Below are 13764 nucleotides of genomic sequence, written 5' to 3' on the forward strand. Positions count from 1 at the left end.
CTGAACCTGTGGCACTGGACGTGCTCACGGACCTGAACAAGGTCCGGAACATCGGCATCATGGCGCACATCGATGCCGGCAAGACCACGACGACCGAGCGGATCCTGTACTACACGGGCGTCAACTACAAGATCGGCGAGACCCACGACGGCGCGTCGACCACGGACTGGATGGAGCAGGAGCAGGAGCGTGGCATCACGATCACGTCCGCTGCTGTGACCGCCTTCTGGAACAAGGGCAAGTCGAACGAGACGCAGATCAACGTCATCGACACGCCCGGTCACGTGGACTTCACCGTCGAGGTGGAGCGCTCGCTGCGCGTGCTCGACGGCGCGGTCGCGGTGTTCGACGGCAAGGAGGGCGTGGAGCCCCAGTCGGAGACCGTGTGGCGCCAGGCCGACAAGTACGAGGTCCCCCGCATCTGCTTCGTCAACAAGATGGACAAGCTGGGCGCGGACTTCTACTTCACGGTCGACACCATCGTGAACCGCCTCAAGGCCAAGCCGCTGGTCATCCAGCTGCCGATCGGCTCCGAGAACGACTTCATCGGCGTCGTGGACCTGGTCGAGATGCGCGCGCTCGTGTGGCGCGGCGAGACCGAGATGGGCGCGAAGTACGAGATCGAGGAGATCCCGGCCGACCTCCAGGAGCGGGCGGAGCAGTTCCGCGCCGAGCTGCTCGAGGCCGTCGCCGAGACCGACGACGAGCTGCTCGAGAAGTTCCTGGGCGGTGAGGAGCTCACGGTCGCCGAGATCAAGGCCGGCATCCGCAAGCTCACCATCTCCGGCGAGGCGTTCCCGGTCCTGTGCGGCTCGGCGTTCAAGAACAAGGGCGTCCAGCCCATGCTCGACGCCGTCGTCGACTACCTCCCGTCGCCCCTCGACGTCCCGGCCATCCAGGGCCACGACGTCAAGGACCCGGAGGTCGTCATCGAGCGGCACCCGGACGCCACCGAGCCGTTCTCGGCCCTGGCGTTCAAGATCGCGGCGCACCCGTTCTTCGGCAAGCTCACCTTCATCCGGGTCTACTCGGGGAAGGTCGTGCAGGGCGCCCAGGTCATGAACTCGACCAAGGGCAAGAAGGAGCGCATCGGGAAGATCTTCCAGATGCACGCCAACAAGGAGAACCCGGTCGACGAGGCCACGGCCGGCCACATCTACGCGTTCATCGGCCTGAAGGACGTCACCACCGGTGACACCCTGTCGGACATGAGCTCGCAGGTCATCCTCGAGTCGATGACCTTCCCCGAGCCGGTCATCGACGTGGCCATCGAGCCCAAGACGAAGGCCGACCAGGAGAAGCTCTCCACGGCGATCCAGAAGCTCGCCGAGGAGGACCCGACCTTCCGCGTCCGCCTGGACGAGGAGACCGGCCAGACCGTCATCGGCGGCATGGGCGAGCTCCACCTCGATATCCTCGTCGACCGCATGCGTCGCGAGTTCAAGGTCGAGGCCAACGTCGGCAAGCCGCAGGTGGCGTACCGCGAGACGATCCGCCGCAAGGTGGAGAAGATCGACTACACCCACAAGAAGCAGACGGGTGGCTCGGGCCAGTTCGCGAAGGTCCAGATGACCTTCGAGCCGCTGGAGTCCGAGGACGGCGAGCTGTACGCGTTCGAGAACGCGGTCACCGGTGGCCGCGTCCCGCGCGAGTACATCCCGTCGGTCGACCAGGGCATCCAGAGCGCCATGCAGCTCGGCGTGCTGGCCGGCTTCCCGCTGGTCGGCATCAAGGCCACGCTGCTCGACGGTGCGGCGCATGACGTCGACTCGTCCGAGATGGCGTTCAAGATCGCTGGCTCGATGATCCTCAAGGAGGCCGTCCGCAAGGCGGACCCGGTCCTCCTCGAGCCGGTCATGGCCGTCGAGGTGCGGACGCCCGAGGACTACATGGGCGACGTCATCGGCGACATCAACTCGCGTCGCGGCATGATCCAGTCCATGGAGGACGCGACGGGCGTGAAGGTGATCCGCGCCCAGGTGCCGCTCTCCGAGATGTTCGGGTACGTCGGCGACCTGCGGTCCAAGACCCAGGGTCGTGCGGTGTACTCGATGCAGTTCGACAGCTACGCCGAGGTTCCTCGGAATGTTGCCGACGAGATCATCAAGAAGACCCGGGGCGAGTAGTCCCACAGGTCGATCAAAGAACGACCACCCAACCGACCCGTAGGACCGCACGTCCGCGGGGGGCCGCACGGCCCCCCGCATCGTTCGGCAATCTCTACACCAGAGTCCTGAGGAGGACCCAGTGGGCAAGGCGAAGTTCGAGCGGACCAAGCCGCACGTCAACATCGGGACCATCGGTCACGTCGACCACGGCAAGACGACGCTGACCGCTGCCATCTCGAAGGTGCTGCACGACAAGTACCCGGAGCTGAACCCCTTCACGCCGTTCGACGAGATCGACAAGGCGCCCGAGGAGAAGCAGCGCGGCATCACGATCAACATCGCGCACGTCGAGTACCAGACGGAGAAGCGTCACTACGCTCACGTCGACGCGCCGGGTCACGCCGACTACATCAAGAACATGATCACGGGTGCGGCGCAGATGGACGGCGCCATCCTCGTGGTCGCCGCCACCGACGGCCCGATGGCCCAGACGCGCGAGCACGTCCTGCTCGCCCGTCAGGTCGGCGTGCCCTACCTGCTCGTGGCGCTCAACAAGTCCGACATGGTCGACGACGAGGAGATCCTCGAGCTCGTCGAGATGGAGGTCCGCGAGCTGCTGTCGTCGCAGGGCTTCGACGGCGACAACGCGCCCGTCATCCGCGTCTCCGGCCTGAAGGCCCTCGAGGGCGACCCCGAGTGGGTCAAGTCCGTCGAGGACCTGCTGGACGCCGTGGACGAGTCCGTGCCGGAGCCGGTGCGTGACATGGACAAGCCGTTCCTCATGCCGATCGAGGACGTCTTCACGATCACCGGTCGTGGCACCGTCGTCACCGGCAAGGTCGACCGCGGCAAGCTCGCGATCAACTCCGAGGTCGAGATCGTCGGCATCCGCCCGGCGCAGAAGACCACGGTCACCGGTATCGAGATGTTCCACAAGCAGATGGACGAGGCGTGGGCCGGCGAGAACTGCGGCCTCCTGCTCCGTGGCACCAAGCGTGAGGACGTCGAGCGCGGCCAGGTCGTCGTGAAGCCGGGCTCGATCACGCCGCACACCGAGTTCGAGGGCCAGGTCTACATCCTGGCCAAGGACGAGGGCGGGCGTCACAACCCGTTCTACTCGAACTACCGTCCGCAGTTCTACTTCCGGACCACGGACGTCACCGGCGTCATCACGCTGCCCGAGGGCACCGAGATGGTCATGCCCGGCGACAACACGGAGATCTCCGTGACGCTGATCCAGCCCATCGCGATGGAGGAGGGCCTCGGCTTCGCCATCCGCGAGGGTGGCCGCACCGTCGGCTCGGGCCGCGTCACCAAGATCATCAAGTGATCTGACCCCTCCGGGGGACACCGCTTGACCGGGAGGGCCCGGGTGCTTCGGCACCCGGGCCCTTCTGCGTGTCCGGGGGGCGGCGCGTGTGTCGGTGACGGTTCAACCAGTCCGGGAGAAACCGTCAGCACGGTCGGGATCGCGACGATGGGAAGGCTGCCCCGTGCAGCCAACCGTCGAGGAGCACCGTCCCGTGAGCGCGCCCGCCCGCCCGTCGTCCCGCCCGTCCGCATCCGACGGCGCCGCCCGCCGCGCCGCCGGCGGCATCGCGGCGAAGATCCTGCTGTCCGTCGCGATCATGGCCGTCGTCGCCCTGGGCACCGGCCTGCTCGCGGTCGCCCGGCTCGGGTCCCTCGACGACCAGGTGCAGCGGATCCAGGCGGAGAACGTCCAGCGCCTCGACGCCCTGGTCGGGATCCAGCAGGACCTCGCCGCGACCTACAAGGGCACCATCCGGTACACCACGCCGGGGGAGACGCTCGGCTCCGACGAGGCGCTGCAGCAGACGCTCGACGCCGAGGCCGGCGTGACCGAGGCGCTGGCCCGGTACACCGCGGTGCCGGACGCCGACCCGGCCTGGCAGCAGAACGTCGACGCCTTCGAGGCCGCGTGGACGGGGTACCTCGACCTGTTCAACACCGAGGTCCTCGGGCAGCCGGCGCCGGCCGGGTACACCTCGCCGACCGTCGACCAGCTCGTGGCGACCTTCAACGCGGCCGAGGCGTCGCTCGCCGAGACTGCCGACGCCCTCGGCGACTACGAGGTCGCGCTGACCACCGAGGCGTCCACCGCCGCGCACACCCAGGCCGCGGAGTCGCGGGTGCTCGTGATCGTGCTCCTGCTCGCCGGCGTGGCCGGTGCCGTCGTCGTCGCGCTGCTGGTCGGCCGCAGCACCGCCCGTCGGGTCGCCCAGGTCCGGGACGTGCTCGAGGCGCTGGCCGAGGGCGACCTGACCGAGCGCCCCGTGCCCGACGGCTCTGACGAGATCGGCCAGATGGGCCGCGCCGCCGCCCGCGCCGCGGTGAGCCTCCGCGAGACCGTGCACACGCTCGCCGAGAGCTCGGCCGCCCTCGACCGGGGCTCGGCCGCGCTGCTCGACCGGGCGCACGAGATCGCCGGCACCTCCGAGGCCACCACCGACCAGACCCGCGCGCTCGGGGTCGCGGCGAAGGACGTCTCGGCGAACGTCCTCACCGTCGCCACCGGCGCCGAGCAGATGGGCGCCGCGATCCGGGAGATCTCGCAGTCCGCGCAGGAGGCCGCGCGCGTGGCGAACCAGGCCGTGGCGTCCGCCGAGCAGACGAACGCGACCGTCGGCAAGCTCGGGGAGTCGTCCGCGGAGATCGGCAACGTCGTCAAGGTCATCACCACGATCGCCGAGCAGACCAACCTGCTCGCCCTGAACGCCACCATCGAGGCCGCCCGTGCGGGCGAGGCCGGCAAGGGGTTCGCGGTCGTGGCGTCCGAGGTCAAGGAGCTCGCCCAGGAGACCGCGCGCGCCACCGAGGACATCGCGACCCGGGTGCGCGCGATCCAGGAGGACAGCACCGAGGCGGCCGGCGCGATCGCGGGGATCGCGGAGGTCATCGCGCGGATCAACGACTACCAGGCCACGATCGCCAGCGCCGTCGAGGAGCAGAACGCCACGACGACCGAGATCAGCCGGAGCATCGCGCAGACCGCGGCCGGCGCCACCCAGATCGCCGCGGGCATCGACGACGTCGAGGCCCAGGCCGCGGTGACGTCCGGCAGCGGCGAGGCGACCCGCACCCAGGCCGAGCACCTGTCGACCCTGGCAACCACCCTGACGACGACGGTCACCCGCTTCCGCCTCTGACCCGGGGGGCTGGTGCGAGACCCACGTTCTCCGGCCCGGCCCACCCCGATGGGAGGGGCCAGGGCCGGAAGCCGTAGGCCCGGTGCACGCGGCACCGCGCGGGCGCCGAGCGATCCACAGGGGCGCGGCCGCGCGTCGTCCCCAGAGGGACCCCGAGGGGCGCGGTGCGCGCGGTCGGCAGCGCCTGGGATGGCCCCATGGACGACCCGCTGACCCTCTTGCCCGTCGGCGCCTTCCTCGCCCGGGACGTGGCCCGTGCCGGGGTGGACGACGGCGCGCTGCGGCGCGCGGTCCGGGCAGGACGGCTCGTCCGCCCGCGCACCGGCGTCTACGTGCGGGCGACCGACTGGGACCGCGCCGGTCCGGAGGGCCGGCACCTGCTGCTCGTGCGGGCCGTCGGCCGCCAGCTCGAGCACCCGGTGTTCTCGCACGAGTCGGCCGCGGTGCTGTGGGGGCTCCCGCTCGTCGGCGAGCCGGACGCCGTGCACGTCCTCGGCCCGGTCACCCCCACCGGCGCGCACCGCGGCACGGGCAGACGAGCGGGGCTCGTGCGGCACGCGGCTCCCGCGGACGTGCCGGTCGCGTCCCGGCGCGGGCTGCGGACGACCGCCCCCGCCGAGACCCTCGTCTCCCTCGCCCGGGCACGCGACGCGCTGCAGGCCGTGCCGGTCGTCGACGGTGCTCTGCGCACGGGTCTCGCCACGCGCGAGGACCTCCTCGCCGCCCTGGCCACCTGCGCCGGGAGTCCCGGCTCGCGCCGGGCGGCTCTCGCCGTCGCGCTCGGCGACGGCGCCGCGGAGTCGGTGGGGGAGTCGGTCAGCCGTGTGCGGATCCACCTGGACGGGCTCGAGCCGCCCGCGCTCCAGGTGCCGCTCGCCGAGGGGTCGTCGGTCATCGCCCGGGTCGACTTCTGGTGGCACGCCGCGCGCGTCGCCGGCGAGTTCGACGGGCGGAAGAAGTACCGCACGGACGGCGTCCCGGACCGTCGGGCGGTCGAGGAGCGGTTGTGGGCGGAGAAGCGCCGCGAGGACCGGCTGCGCTCCCGGGGCGTGCGCGTGGTCCGCTGGACCTGGACGGACCTCTGGACCCCGGGAGTGCTCGCGTCGCGCCTCCTGGCCGCTGGAGTACGGCCTACGCCTTCCCGTGCGACCCACGGCGGTGGTCGTAGGCTGGGCCGGAACGCGTAGGCGACTCGCCCTCGCGCCGGGCCCGGCGCGTGATCACGCGGGTGTGACGCAGGTCCGGTTGGACCTTTCGGGTCCCGGCTGGCACACTAGACAAGTTGCCCGACGACGGGGGTGTCTGCGCGCGTGCGCTCGGATGCCCCGACGAGCGGGCACGGGACGCGTGCGAGTCCAGCTCACAGCCCGGGGTCACCCGGCGTCGGACTCATCACCAAACGAACGACCTCGTCCCGGCCGGCGCGCGCCCTGCGCACCCGGACGGGACCGGCGCTGAGGAACGTCGCGAAAAGCGACACGCCCGAGCGCGGGGGTCGGACTCCAGTAGTTCGAGAGAGAGAAGCAGACGACGCCATGGCGGGACAGAAGATCCGCATCCGGCTCAAGTCCTACGACCACGAGGTCATCGACAGCTCGGCGCGCAAGATCGTCGACACGGTGAGCCGCGCTGGTGCGACGGTCGTGGGCCCGGTGCCGCTCCCGACGGAGAAGAACGTCTTCGTCGTCATCCGGTCGCCCCACAAGTACAAGGACAGCCGCGAGCACTTCGAGATGCGCACGCACAAGCGGCTCATCGACATCATCGATCCCACGCCGAAGGCGGTCGACTCGCTCATGCGTCTCGACCTGCCCGCGGACGTGAACATCGAGATCAAGCTCTGACGCTGGGAAGGAACTGATTTCATGGTTACCCAGCAGAACGCGCGCCCCGTCACGGCGGTGCTCGGCACGAAGCTCGGCATGACGCAGGTCTGGGACGACAACGGTCGTCTCGTCCCCGTCACGGTCGTCTCGGTCGGCACCAACGTCGTGACCCAGGTGCGCTCCGCTGAGGCCGACGGCTACGCCGCGGTGCAGCTGGCCTACGGCCAGGTGGACCCGCGCAAGGTCACGAAGCCGCTGAAGGGCCACTTCGAGAAGGCCGGGGTCACCCCCCGCCGGCACGTGGCCGAGATCCGGACGCCGGACGCCGCCGAGTACACGCTCGGCCAGGAGATCACCGCGGAGGCCTTCGCGGCCGGCGCGCTGGTCGACGTCATCGGCACCACCAAGGGCAAGGGCACCGCCGGTGTCATGAAGCGCCACGGGTTCTCCGGCGTGGGCGCCTCGCACGGTGCGCACCGCAACCACCGCAAGCCGGGCTCGATCGGTGGCGCCTCGACGCCGTCGCGCGTGTTCAAGGGCCTGCGCATGGCCGGTCGCATGGGCCACGCCCGCCAGACCACCCAGAACCTGACCGTCCACGCGGTCGACGCCGAGAAGGGTCTGCTGCTGCTCAAGGGCGCGGTTCCGGGCCCGAAGCGGGGCGTCGTCGTCGTGCGTACCGCCGTGAAGGGGGCATGAACCTCATGTCCGAGACGCTGACCGTCGACGTGCTCGACGCCCAGGGCAAGAAGGCCGGCACGGCCGACCTGCCCGGTGAGGTGTTCGACGCGCAGACGAACGTCCCGCTGATCCACCAGGTGGTCGTCGCCCAGCTCGCCGCCGCGCGCCAGGGCACCCACGACACCAAGACCCGCGGCGAGGTCCGCGGTGGTGGCAAGAAGCCGTACAAGCAGAAGGGCACCGGCCGCGCCCGCCAGGGTTCGACCCGTGCGCCGCAGTTCGCCGGCGGTGGCACCGTCCACGGCCCGACCCCGCGCGACTACTCCCAGCGGACCCCGAAGAAGATGAAGGCCGCGGCGCTCCGCGGTGCTCTCTCGGACCGCGCCCGCGCCGGCCGCGTCCACGTCGTCACCGGCTTCGGTGTCAACGAGGCGCCGTCGACCAAGGCCGCGCTGCAGGTCCTGGACACGCTGTCCGGCCGCAAGCACGTCCTCGTGGTCGTGGAGCGCGCGGACGAGCTGGCCTGGAAGTCGCTGCGGAACGTCGAGCGGGTCCACCTGCTCGTCGCCGACCAGCTCAACACCTACGACGTGCTCGTCTCCGACGACGTCGTGTTCACCCAGGGCGCGCTCGACACGTTCCTCGCCGGTCCCGTCAAGGGCCGCGGCGCGACCGCCGTCGCGACGTCGTCCGAGGCCGAGGAGGACGCCAAGTGACCGCCGTCGCCAAGGACCCCCGCGACATCCTGATCGCGCCGGTCGTCTCCGAGAAGAGCTACGGGCTGCTCGACGAGGGCAAGTACACCTTCATCGTCGACCCGCGCGCGAACAAGACCGAGATCAAGATCGCCGTCGAGCAGGTCTTCTCGGTCAAGGTCGACTCCGTGAACACGATCAACCGCAAGGGCAAGACGCGGCGGACCCGTTCCGGCACCGGCAAGCGCAAGGACACGAAGCGCGCGATCGTCACCCTCCGCGAGGGCACGATCGACATCTTCGGCGGACCGGTCGGCTGACCGGGCCCGAGAGCAGATTGAGGACAGATCCCCATGGGAATCCGTAAGTACAAGCCGACGACGCCGGGGCGCCGCGGCGCGAGCGTCGCCGACTTCGTCGAGATCACGCGCTCCACGCCGGAGAAGTCTCTGGTCCGCCCGCTGCACAAGACCGGTGGTCGCAACTCGACCGGCCGCGTCACCATGCGGCACCAGGGTGGTGGCCACAAGCGCGCCTACCGCGTGATCGACTTCCGTCGTCACGACAAGGACGGCGTGCCGGCCAAGGTCGCGCACATCGAGTACGACCCGAACCGCACCGCGCGCATCGCGCTGCTGCACTACGCGGACGGCGAGAAGCGCTACATCATCGCGCCGAACAAGCTGAAGCAGGGCGACGTCGTCGAGAACGGCGCCGGTGCCGACATCAAGCCCGGCAACAACCTGCCGCTGCGCAACATCCCGACCGGTACCACGATCCACGCCATCGAGCTCAAGCCGGGTGGCGGCGCCAAGATCGCCCGCTCCGCGGGTGCCTCGGTGCAGCTGGTCGCGAAGGACGGGCCGTACGCGCAGCTCCGCATGCCGTCGGGCGAGATCCGCAACGTCGACCTGCGCTGCCGCGCCACGGTCGGCGAGGTCGGCAACGCCGAGCAGTCGAACATCAACTGGGGCAAGGCCGGCCGCATGCGCTGGAAGGGCAAGCGGCCCTCGGTCCGCGGTGTCGCGATGAACCCGATCGACCACCCGCACGGTGGTGGTGAGGGCAAGACGTCCGGTGGTCGTCACCCGGTGAGCCCGTGGGGCCAGCCGGAGGGCCGCACGCGTCGTCCGAACAAGCCGAGCGACAAGCTCATCGTCCGTCGCCGCCGCACCGGCAAGAAGCGCTGATAGGGAGCCGGGAGACATGCCTCGCAGCCTGAAGAAGGGGCCCTTCGTCGACGGGCACCTGCAGAAGAAGGTCGACGCGCAGAACGCCGCCGGCACCAAGAACGTCATCAAGACGTGGTCGCGTCGTTCGATGATCACCCCGGACTTCCTGGGCCACACGTTCGCGGTGCACGACGGCCGCAAGCACACGCCGGTGTTCGTGACGGAGTCGATGGTCGGGCACAAGCTCGGCGAGTTCGCCCCGACGCGCACGTTCCGCGGCCACGAGAAGGACGACCGGAAGGGCCGTCGCCGCTGACCCCCGGGTCAGCGCTGCGACTGCCCTGACGGCAGAGACAAGAAGGCAGGACAGCAATGGAAGCCAAGGCGAAGGCGCGGTTCGTCCGCGTCACGCCCCAGAAGGCCCGGCGCGTCGTGGACCTCATCCGTGGCAAGCAGGCCGGCGAGGCCGTGTCGACGCTGAAGTTCGCGCCGCAGGCCGCGGGGGAGACGGTCCTCAAGGTCGTCGAGTCCGCGATCGCGAACGCCCGCGAGGGCGCCAAGCGTGCCGGTGAGCGCTTCGACGAGGGCAACCTCTACGTGGCCGAGGCGTTCGTGGACGAGGGTCCGACGCTGAAGCGGTTCCGCCCCCGGGCGCAGGGCCGCGCGAGCCAGATCCTCAAGCGCACGAGCCACATCACCGTGGTCGTCGCCGAGCGTGAGACGAAGGGAAGGGCCTGACAGTGGGACAGAAGGTCAACCCGCTCGGGTACCGCCTGGGCATCACGACCGATCACCGCTCGCGGTGGTTCGCCGACTCGACCAAGCCGGGTCAGCGGTACCGCGACTACGTCCGCGAGGACGTGCAGATCCGCAAGCTCATGAGCACGGGTCTGGAGCGCGCGGGCATCGCGAAGGTGGAGATCGAGCGCACGCGTGACCGCGTCCGCGTCGACATCCACACCGCGCGCCCGGGCATCGTCATCGGCCGCCGCGGCGCCGAGGCGGACCGCATCCGCGGTGAGCTCGAGAAGCTCACCGGCAAGCAGGTGCAGCTCAACATCCTCGAGGTCAAGAACGCCGAGATCGAGGCGCAGCTGGTCGCGCAGGGCATCGCCGAGCAGCTGGCGAGCCGCGTGTCCTTCCGTCGTGCGATGCGCAAGGGCATGCAGTCCGCGCAGCGCGCCGGCGCCAAGGGCATCCGCGTGCAGGTCTCCGGCCGCCTCGGCGGCGCGGAGATGAGCCGCACGGAGTTCTACCGCGAGGGTCGGGTGCCGCTGCACACGCTCCGCGCGAACATCGACTACGGCTTCTTCGAGGCCCGCACGACCTTCGGCCGCATCGGCGTGAAGGTCTGGGTCTACAAGGGCGACATGACCGAGCGCGACTTCGCCCGCGAGCAGGCCACGCAGGCCCCGCGTCAGTCCCGCGGCCCCCGTGGGGACCGTGGCGACCGCGGCGGCGACCGTGGCCCGCGCGGCGGCGGCCGCCGGAACGAGCGGACCGAGGCCCCCGCGGCCGAGGCCACCGCTGCTCCGGCCGCCGAGGCGACGACCGCTCCTGAGACCGGAACGGAGGCCTGAGCCGTGCTGATCCCGCGCAGGCTGAAGCACCGCAAGCAGCACCACCCGGGGCGCTCCGGCGCCGCGACCGGTGGCACCGCGATCTCGTTCGGCGAGTTCGGCATCCAGGCTCTGGAGCCGGCCTACGTCACGAACCGCCAGATCGAGGCTGCTCGTATCGCGATGACCCGCCACATCAAGCGTGGCGGCAAGGTCTGGATCAACATCTACCCGGACCGTCCGCTCACCAAGAAGCCCGCCGAGACCCGCATGGGTTCCGGTAAGGGTTCGCCGGAGTGGTGGATCGCCAACGTCAAGCCCGGCCGAGTGATGTTCGAGCTCGCCGGCGTCCCGGAGCCGCTGGCTCGCGAGGCCATGCGCCGCGCGCAGCACAAGCTCCCGATGAAGACCCGTTTCGTGGTTCGCGAGGGTGGTAACTGATGGCTATCGGCACCAAGGACCTGGCTCCCACCGAGCTGGACGCCTTCGACGACGAGCGCCTCGTGGCCGAGCTGAAGAAGGCCAAGGAGGAGCTGTTCAACCTGCGCTTCCAGTCGGCCACCGGTCAGCTCGAGAGCCACGGCCGCCTCAAGGCCGTGCGTCGCGACATCGCCCGGATCTACACGATCCTGCGCGAGCGCGAGCTCGGCATCCGGACCGCGCCCAGCGCGAGCGAGTGAGGACTCGATGAGCGAGAACACCAACGAGGCCACCACCGCCACGGGGACCCAGCGTCCCTACCGCAAGACGCGGCGCGGTTACGTGGTCAGCGACAAGATGGACAAGACCGTCGTGGTCGAGGTCGAGGACCGGGTCAAGCACCCGCTCTACGGCAAGGTCATCCGGCGGACCAGCAAGGTCAAGGCGCACGACGAGGCCAGCTCGGCCGGCGTCGGTGACCTGGTCCTCATCATGGAGACCCGCCCGCTCTCCGCCACCAAGCGGTGGCGTCTGGTGGAGATCCTCGAGAAGGCGAAGTAAGGCTCGCGCCTTCTTGTCCACTATCCGTTCGGCCAGGCTCGCCGTGTGCGAGAACCGGCAGACGACAGGAGTTCGATAGATGATTCAGCAGGAGTCGCGACTTCGGGTCGCCGACAACACGGGTGCGAAGGAGATCCTCTGCATCCGCGTTCTCGGTGGTTCGGGCCGTCGCTACGCCGGTATCGGTGACGTGATCGTCGCCACCGTCAAGGACGCGATCCCGGGCGGCAACGTCAAGAAGGGCGACGTCGTCAAGGCGGTCGTCGTGCGCACCCGCAAGGAGCGCCGGCGCGTGGACGGCTCGTACATCAAGTTCGACGAGAACGCCGCGGTGATCCTCAAGAACGACGGTGAGCCCCGTGGTACGCGCATCTTCGGCCCGGTGGGCCGCGAGCTGCGCGACAAGAAGTTCATGAAGATCATCTCGCTGGCGCCGGAGGTGCTCTGACATGGCGAAGATCAAGAAGGGCGACCTCGTGGTCGTCATCTCCGGTTCCCGCAAGGACCGGGGCAAGCAGGGGCGCGTCCTCGAGGTCCTCACCGACCGCGACCGCGTGCTCGTCGAGGGCATCCACCGCATCACGAAGCACACCAAGGTCGGCCAGAGCCAGCGCGGCTCCCGCACCGGTGGCATCGAGACGGTCGAGGCCCCCATCCACATCAGCAACGTGATGCTGGTCGACCCCGAGACCAAGCGTGGTACCCGGGTCGGCTACCGCACCGAGCAGGTCGAGCGCGACGGCCGGACCCGCACCGTTCGGGTCCGCGTCGCCAAGCGCTCCGGTAAGGACATCTGATGACCGCCACCGACGAGACGACGCGCGCCTACCCGGTCCCGCGCCTGAAGGTCCGGTACAACGACGCCATCCGCACGGCGCTCCGCGAGGAGTTCTCCCACGAGAACGTGAACCAGGTCGCGCGCCTGGTGAAGGTCGTCGTGAACATGGGTGTCGGCGACGCGGCCAAGGACTCGAAGCTGATCGAGGGCGCCATCCGCGACCTCCAGCAGATCACGGGTCAGAAGCCGCAGGTCACCAAGGCCCGCAAGTCCATCGCGCAGTTCAAGCTGCGCGAGGGCATGCCGATCGGCGCGCACGTCACGCTGCGCGGCGACCGTGCCTGGGAGTTCCTGGACCGCCTGCTGTCGACCGCGCTGCCGCGCATCCGCGACTTCCGCGGGCTGTCGCCGAAGCAGTTCGACGGCCACGGCAACTACACCTTCGGTCTGACCGAGCAGTCGATGTTCCACGAGATCGACCAGGACAAGATCGACCGGGTCCGGGGCATGGACATCACGGTGGTCACGACCGCGACCACGGACGCGGAGGGCCGGGCGCTGCTCAAGCACCTGGGCTTCCCGTTCAAGGAGGAGAACTGACATGGCGAAGACCGCCCTGATCAACAAGGCCGCGGGCAAGCAGAAGTTCGCCGTGCGGGCCTACACCCGGTGCCAGCGCTGCGGGCGTCCGCACTCCGTGTACCGCAAGTTCGGCCTGTGCCGGATCTGCGTGCGCGAGATGGCCCACGCGGGCCAGCTCCCCGGTGTGACCAAGAGCAGCTGGTAAACAACGACGT

At 69.8% G+C, this 13764-nt stretch carries 19 protein-coding genes; all 19 read left to right on the plus strand.

Annotated features, from left to right (window positions below):
* The first annotated feature begins 8 nt into the window (after nucleotides 1-8).
* The 19 genes from fusA to AC3WUG_RS09085 all read left to right on the plus strand — a co-directional run bounded on the left by fusA (nucleotide 9) and on the right by AC3WUG_RS09085 (nucleotide 13754).
* Nucleotides 9-2126, plus strand: a complete 2118-nt coding sequence (fusA, locus tag AC3WUG_RS08995; protein WP_492327361.1) for an elongation factor G — start codon at nucleotides 9-11, stop codon at nucleotides 2124-2126.
* A 121-nt stretch (nucleotides 2127-2247) separates the two neighbouring features.
* Nucleotides 2248-3438 (plus strand): elongation factor Tu, encoded by a 1191-nt coding sequence (tuf, locus tag AC3WUG_RS09000; RefSeq protein WP_492327362.1) that lies wholly within the window; start codon nucleotides 2248-2250, stop codon nucleotides 3436-3438.
* A 193-nt stretch (nucleotides 3439-3631) separates the two neighbouring features.
* Entirely contained in the window at nucleotides 3632-5275 is a 1644-nt protein-coding gene (locus AC3WUG_RS09005) for a methyl-accepting chemotaxis protein (RefSeq protein WP_492327363.1), read from the plus strand.
* 197 nt (nucleotides 5276-5472) lie between these two features.
* Nucleotides 5473-6462, plus strand: a complete 990-nt coding sequence (locus tag AC3WUG_RS09010) for a type IV toxin-antitoxin system AbiEi family antitoxin domain-containing protein (RefSeq protein ID WP_492327364.1) — start codon at nucleotides 5473-5475, stop codon at nucleotides 6460-6462.
* A gap of 348 nt (nucleotides 6463-6810) precedes the next feature.
* Nucleotides 6811-7119 carry a 30S ribosomal protein S10 gene (rpsJ, locus tag AC3WUG_RS09015; protein WP_122147693.1) on the plus strand — a complete coding sequence of 103 codons (309 nt, stop codon included), beginning with the start codon at nucleotides 6811-6813 and terminating at the stop codon, nucleotides 7117-7119.
* A 21-nt stretch (nucleotides 7120-7140) separates the two neighbouring features.
* A complete protein-coding gene (gene rplC, locus AC3WUG_RS09020) occupies nucleotides 7141-7800 on the plus strand; it encodes a 50S ribosomal protein L3 (RefSeq protein ID WP_147794361.1) in 660 nt (219 codons plus the stop codon).
* A gap of 5 nt (nucleotides 7801-7805) precedes the next feature.
* Entirely contained in the window at nucleotides 7806-8498 is a 693-nt protein-coding gene (gene rplD / locus AC3WUG_RS09025; RefSeq protein WP_147796935.1) for a 50S ribosomal protein L4, read from the plus strand.
* Nucleotides 8495-8797: a 50S ribosomal protein L23 gene (gene rplW, locus AC3WUG_RS09030; RefSeq protein WP_492327365.1), complete on the plus strand. Its 303-nt coding sequence runs from the start codon at nucleotides 8495-8497 to the stop codon at nucleotides 8795-8797. Before rplD ends, rplW begins: the two co-directional genes overlap by 4 nt.
* A 33-nt stretch (nucleotides 8798-8830) precedes the next feature.
* Nucleotides 8831-9667 (plus strand): 50S ribosomal protein L2, encoded by an 837-nt coding sequence (gene rplB / locus AC3WUG_RS09035; protein WP_147794359.1) that lies wholly within the window; start codon nucleotides 8831-8833, stop codon nucleotides 9665-9667.
* Nucleotides 9668-9683: 16 nt separating this feature from the next.
* Nucleotides 9684-9965, plus strand: coding sequence for a 30S ribosomal protein S19 (rpsS, locus tag AC3WUG_RS09040; protein ID WP_146838615.1), 282 nt, complete (start codon nucleotides 9684-9686; stop codon nucleotides 9963-9965).
* Between the two features lie 56 nt (nucleotides 9966-10021).
* Nucleotides 10022-10387, plus strand: coding sequence for a 50S ribosomal protein L22 (rplV, locus tag AC3WUG_RS09045; RefSeq protein ID WP_147794357.1), 366 nt, complete (start codon nucleotides 10022-10024; stop codon nucleotides 10385-10387).
* A gap of 2 nt (nucleotides 10388-10389) precedes the next feature.
* Nucleotides 10390-11229 (plus strand): 30S ribosomal protein S3, encoded by an 840-nt coding sequence (gene rpsC / locus AC3WUG_RS09050; RefSeq protein WP_147794356.1) that lies wholly within the window; start codon nucleotides 10390-10392, stop codon nucleotides 11227-11229.
* Between the two features lie 3 nt (nucleotides 11230-11232).
* Nucleotides 11233-11649: a 50S ribosomal protein L16 gene (gene rplP, locus AC3WUG_RS09055; protein ID WP_122147685.1), complete on the plus strand. Its 417-nt coding sequence runs from the start codon at nucleotides 11233-11235 to the stop codon at nucleotides 11647-11649.
* Nucleotides 11649-11888 carry a 50S ribosomal protein L29 gene (gene rpmC / locus AC3WUG_RS09060; protein WP_109130752.1) on the plus strand — a complete coding sequence of 80 codons (240 nt, stop codon included), beginning with the start codon at nucleotides 11649-11651 and terminating at the stop codon, nucleotides 11886-11888. Before rplP ends, rpmC begins: the two co-directional genes overlap by 1 nt.
* A 7-nt stretch (nucleotides 11889-11895) precedes the next feature.
* Nucleotides 11896-12189, plus strand: coding sequence for a 30S ribosomal protein S17 (gene rpsQ, locus AC3WUG_RS09065; RefSeq protein ID WP_492327366.1), 294 nt, complete (start codon nucleotides 11896-11898; stop codon nucleotides 12187-12189).
* Nucleotides 12190-12268: 79 nt separating this feature from the next.
* On the plus strand, nucleotides 12269-12637 hold the full coding sequence (gene rplN, locus AC3WUG_RS09070) for a 50S ribosomal protein L14 (protein ID WP_146838605.1): 369 nt from the start codon (nucleotides 12269-12271) through the stop codon (nucleotides 12635-12637).
* 1 nt (nucleotide 12638) lies between these two features.
* Nucleotides 12639-12986, plus strand: a complete 348-nt coding sequence (gene rplX / locus AC3WUG_RS09075) for a 50S ribosomal protein L24 (protein ID WP_147794354.1) — start codon at nucleotides 12639-12641, stop codon at nucleotides 12984-12986.
* Entirely contained in the window at nucleotides 12986-13567 is a 582-nt protein-coding gene (gene rplE, locus AC3WUG_RS09080) for a 50S ribosomal protein L5 (RefSeq protein WP_147794353.1), read from the plus strand. The genes rplX and rplE overlap by 1 nt, the downstream gene beginning before the upstream one ends.
* Nucleotide 13568: 1 nt before the next feature.
* A complete protein-coding gene (locus AC3WUG_RS09085) occupies nucleotides 13569-13754 on the plus strand; it encodes a type Z 30S ribosomal protein S14 (protein WP_122147680.1) in 186 nt (61 codons plus the stop codon).
* Nucleotides 13755-13764 lie beyond the last annotated feature (10 nt).

The organism is Cellulomonas sp. EB106-03-03-XG116, assembly GCF_058792015.1.

Coding starts and splice junctions, on each gene's coding strand:
- AC3WUG_RS09010 (WP_492327364.1), top strand. CDS start 5,473: ATGGACGACCCGCTGACCCTCTTGCCCGTCGGCGCCTTCCTCGCCCGG.
- rpsJ (WP_122147693.1), top strand. CDS start 6,811: ATGGCGGGACAGAAGATCCGCATCCGGCTCAAGTCCTACGACCACGAG.
- rplC (WP_147794361.1), top strand. CDS start 7,141: ATGGTTACCCAGCAGAACGCGCGCCCCGTCACGGCGGTGCTCGGCACG.
- rplD (WP_147796935.1), top strand. CDS start 7,806: ATGTCCGAGACGCTGACCGTCGACGTGCTCGACGCCCAGGGCAAGAAG.
- rplB (WP_147794359.1), top strand. CDS start 8,831: ATGGGAATCCGTAAGTACAAGCCGACGACGCCGGGGCGCCGCGGCGCG.
- rpsS (WP_146838615.1), top strand. CDS start 9,684: ATGCCTCGCAGCCTGAAGAAGGGGCCCTTCGTCGACGGGCACCTGCAG.
- rplV (WP_147794357.1), top strand. CDS start 10,022: ATGGAAGCCAAGGCGAAGGCGCGGTTCGTCCGCGTCACGCCCCAGAAG.
- rpmC (WP_109130752.1), top strand. CDS start 11,649: ATGGCTATCGGCACCAAGGACCTGGCTCCCACCGAGCTGGACGCCTTC.
- rpsQ (WP_492327366.1), top strand. CDS start 11,896: ATGAGCGAGAACACCAACGAGGCCACCACCGCCACGGGGACCCAGCGT.
- rplN (WP_146838605.1), top strand. CDS start 12,269: ATGATTCAGCAGGAGTCGCGACTTCGGGTCGCCGACAACACGGGTGCG.
- rplX (WP_147794354.1), top strand. CDS start 12,639: ATGGCGAAGATCAAGAAGGGCGACCTCGTGGTCGTCATCTCCGGTTCC.
- rplE (WP_147794353.1), top strand. CDS start 12,986: ATGACCGCCACCGACGAGACGACGCGCGCCTACCCGGTCCCGCGCCTG.
- AC3WUG_RS09085 (WP_122147680.1), top strand. CDS start 13,569: ATGGCGAAGACCGCCCTGATCAACAAGGCCGCGGGCAAGCAGAAGTTC.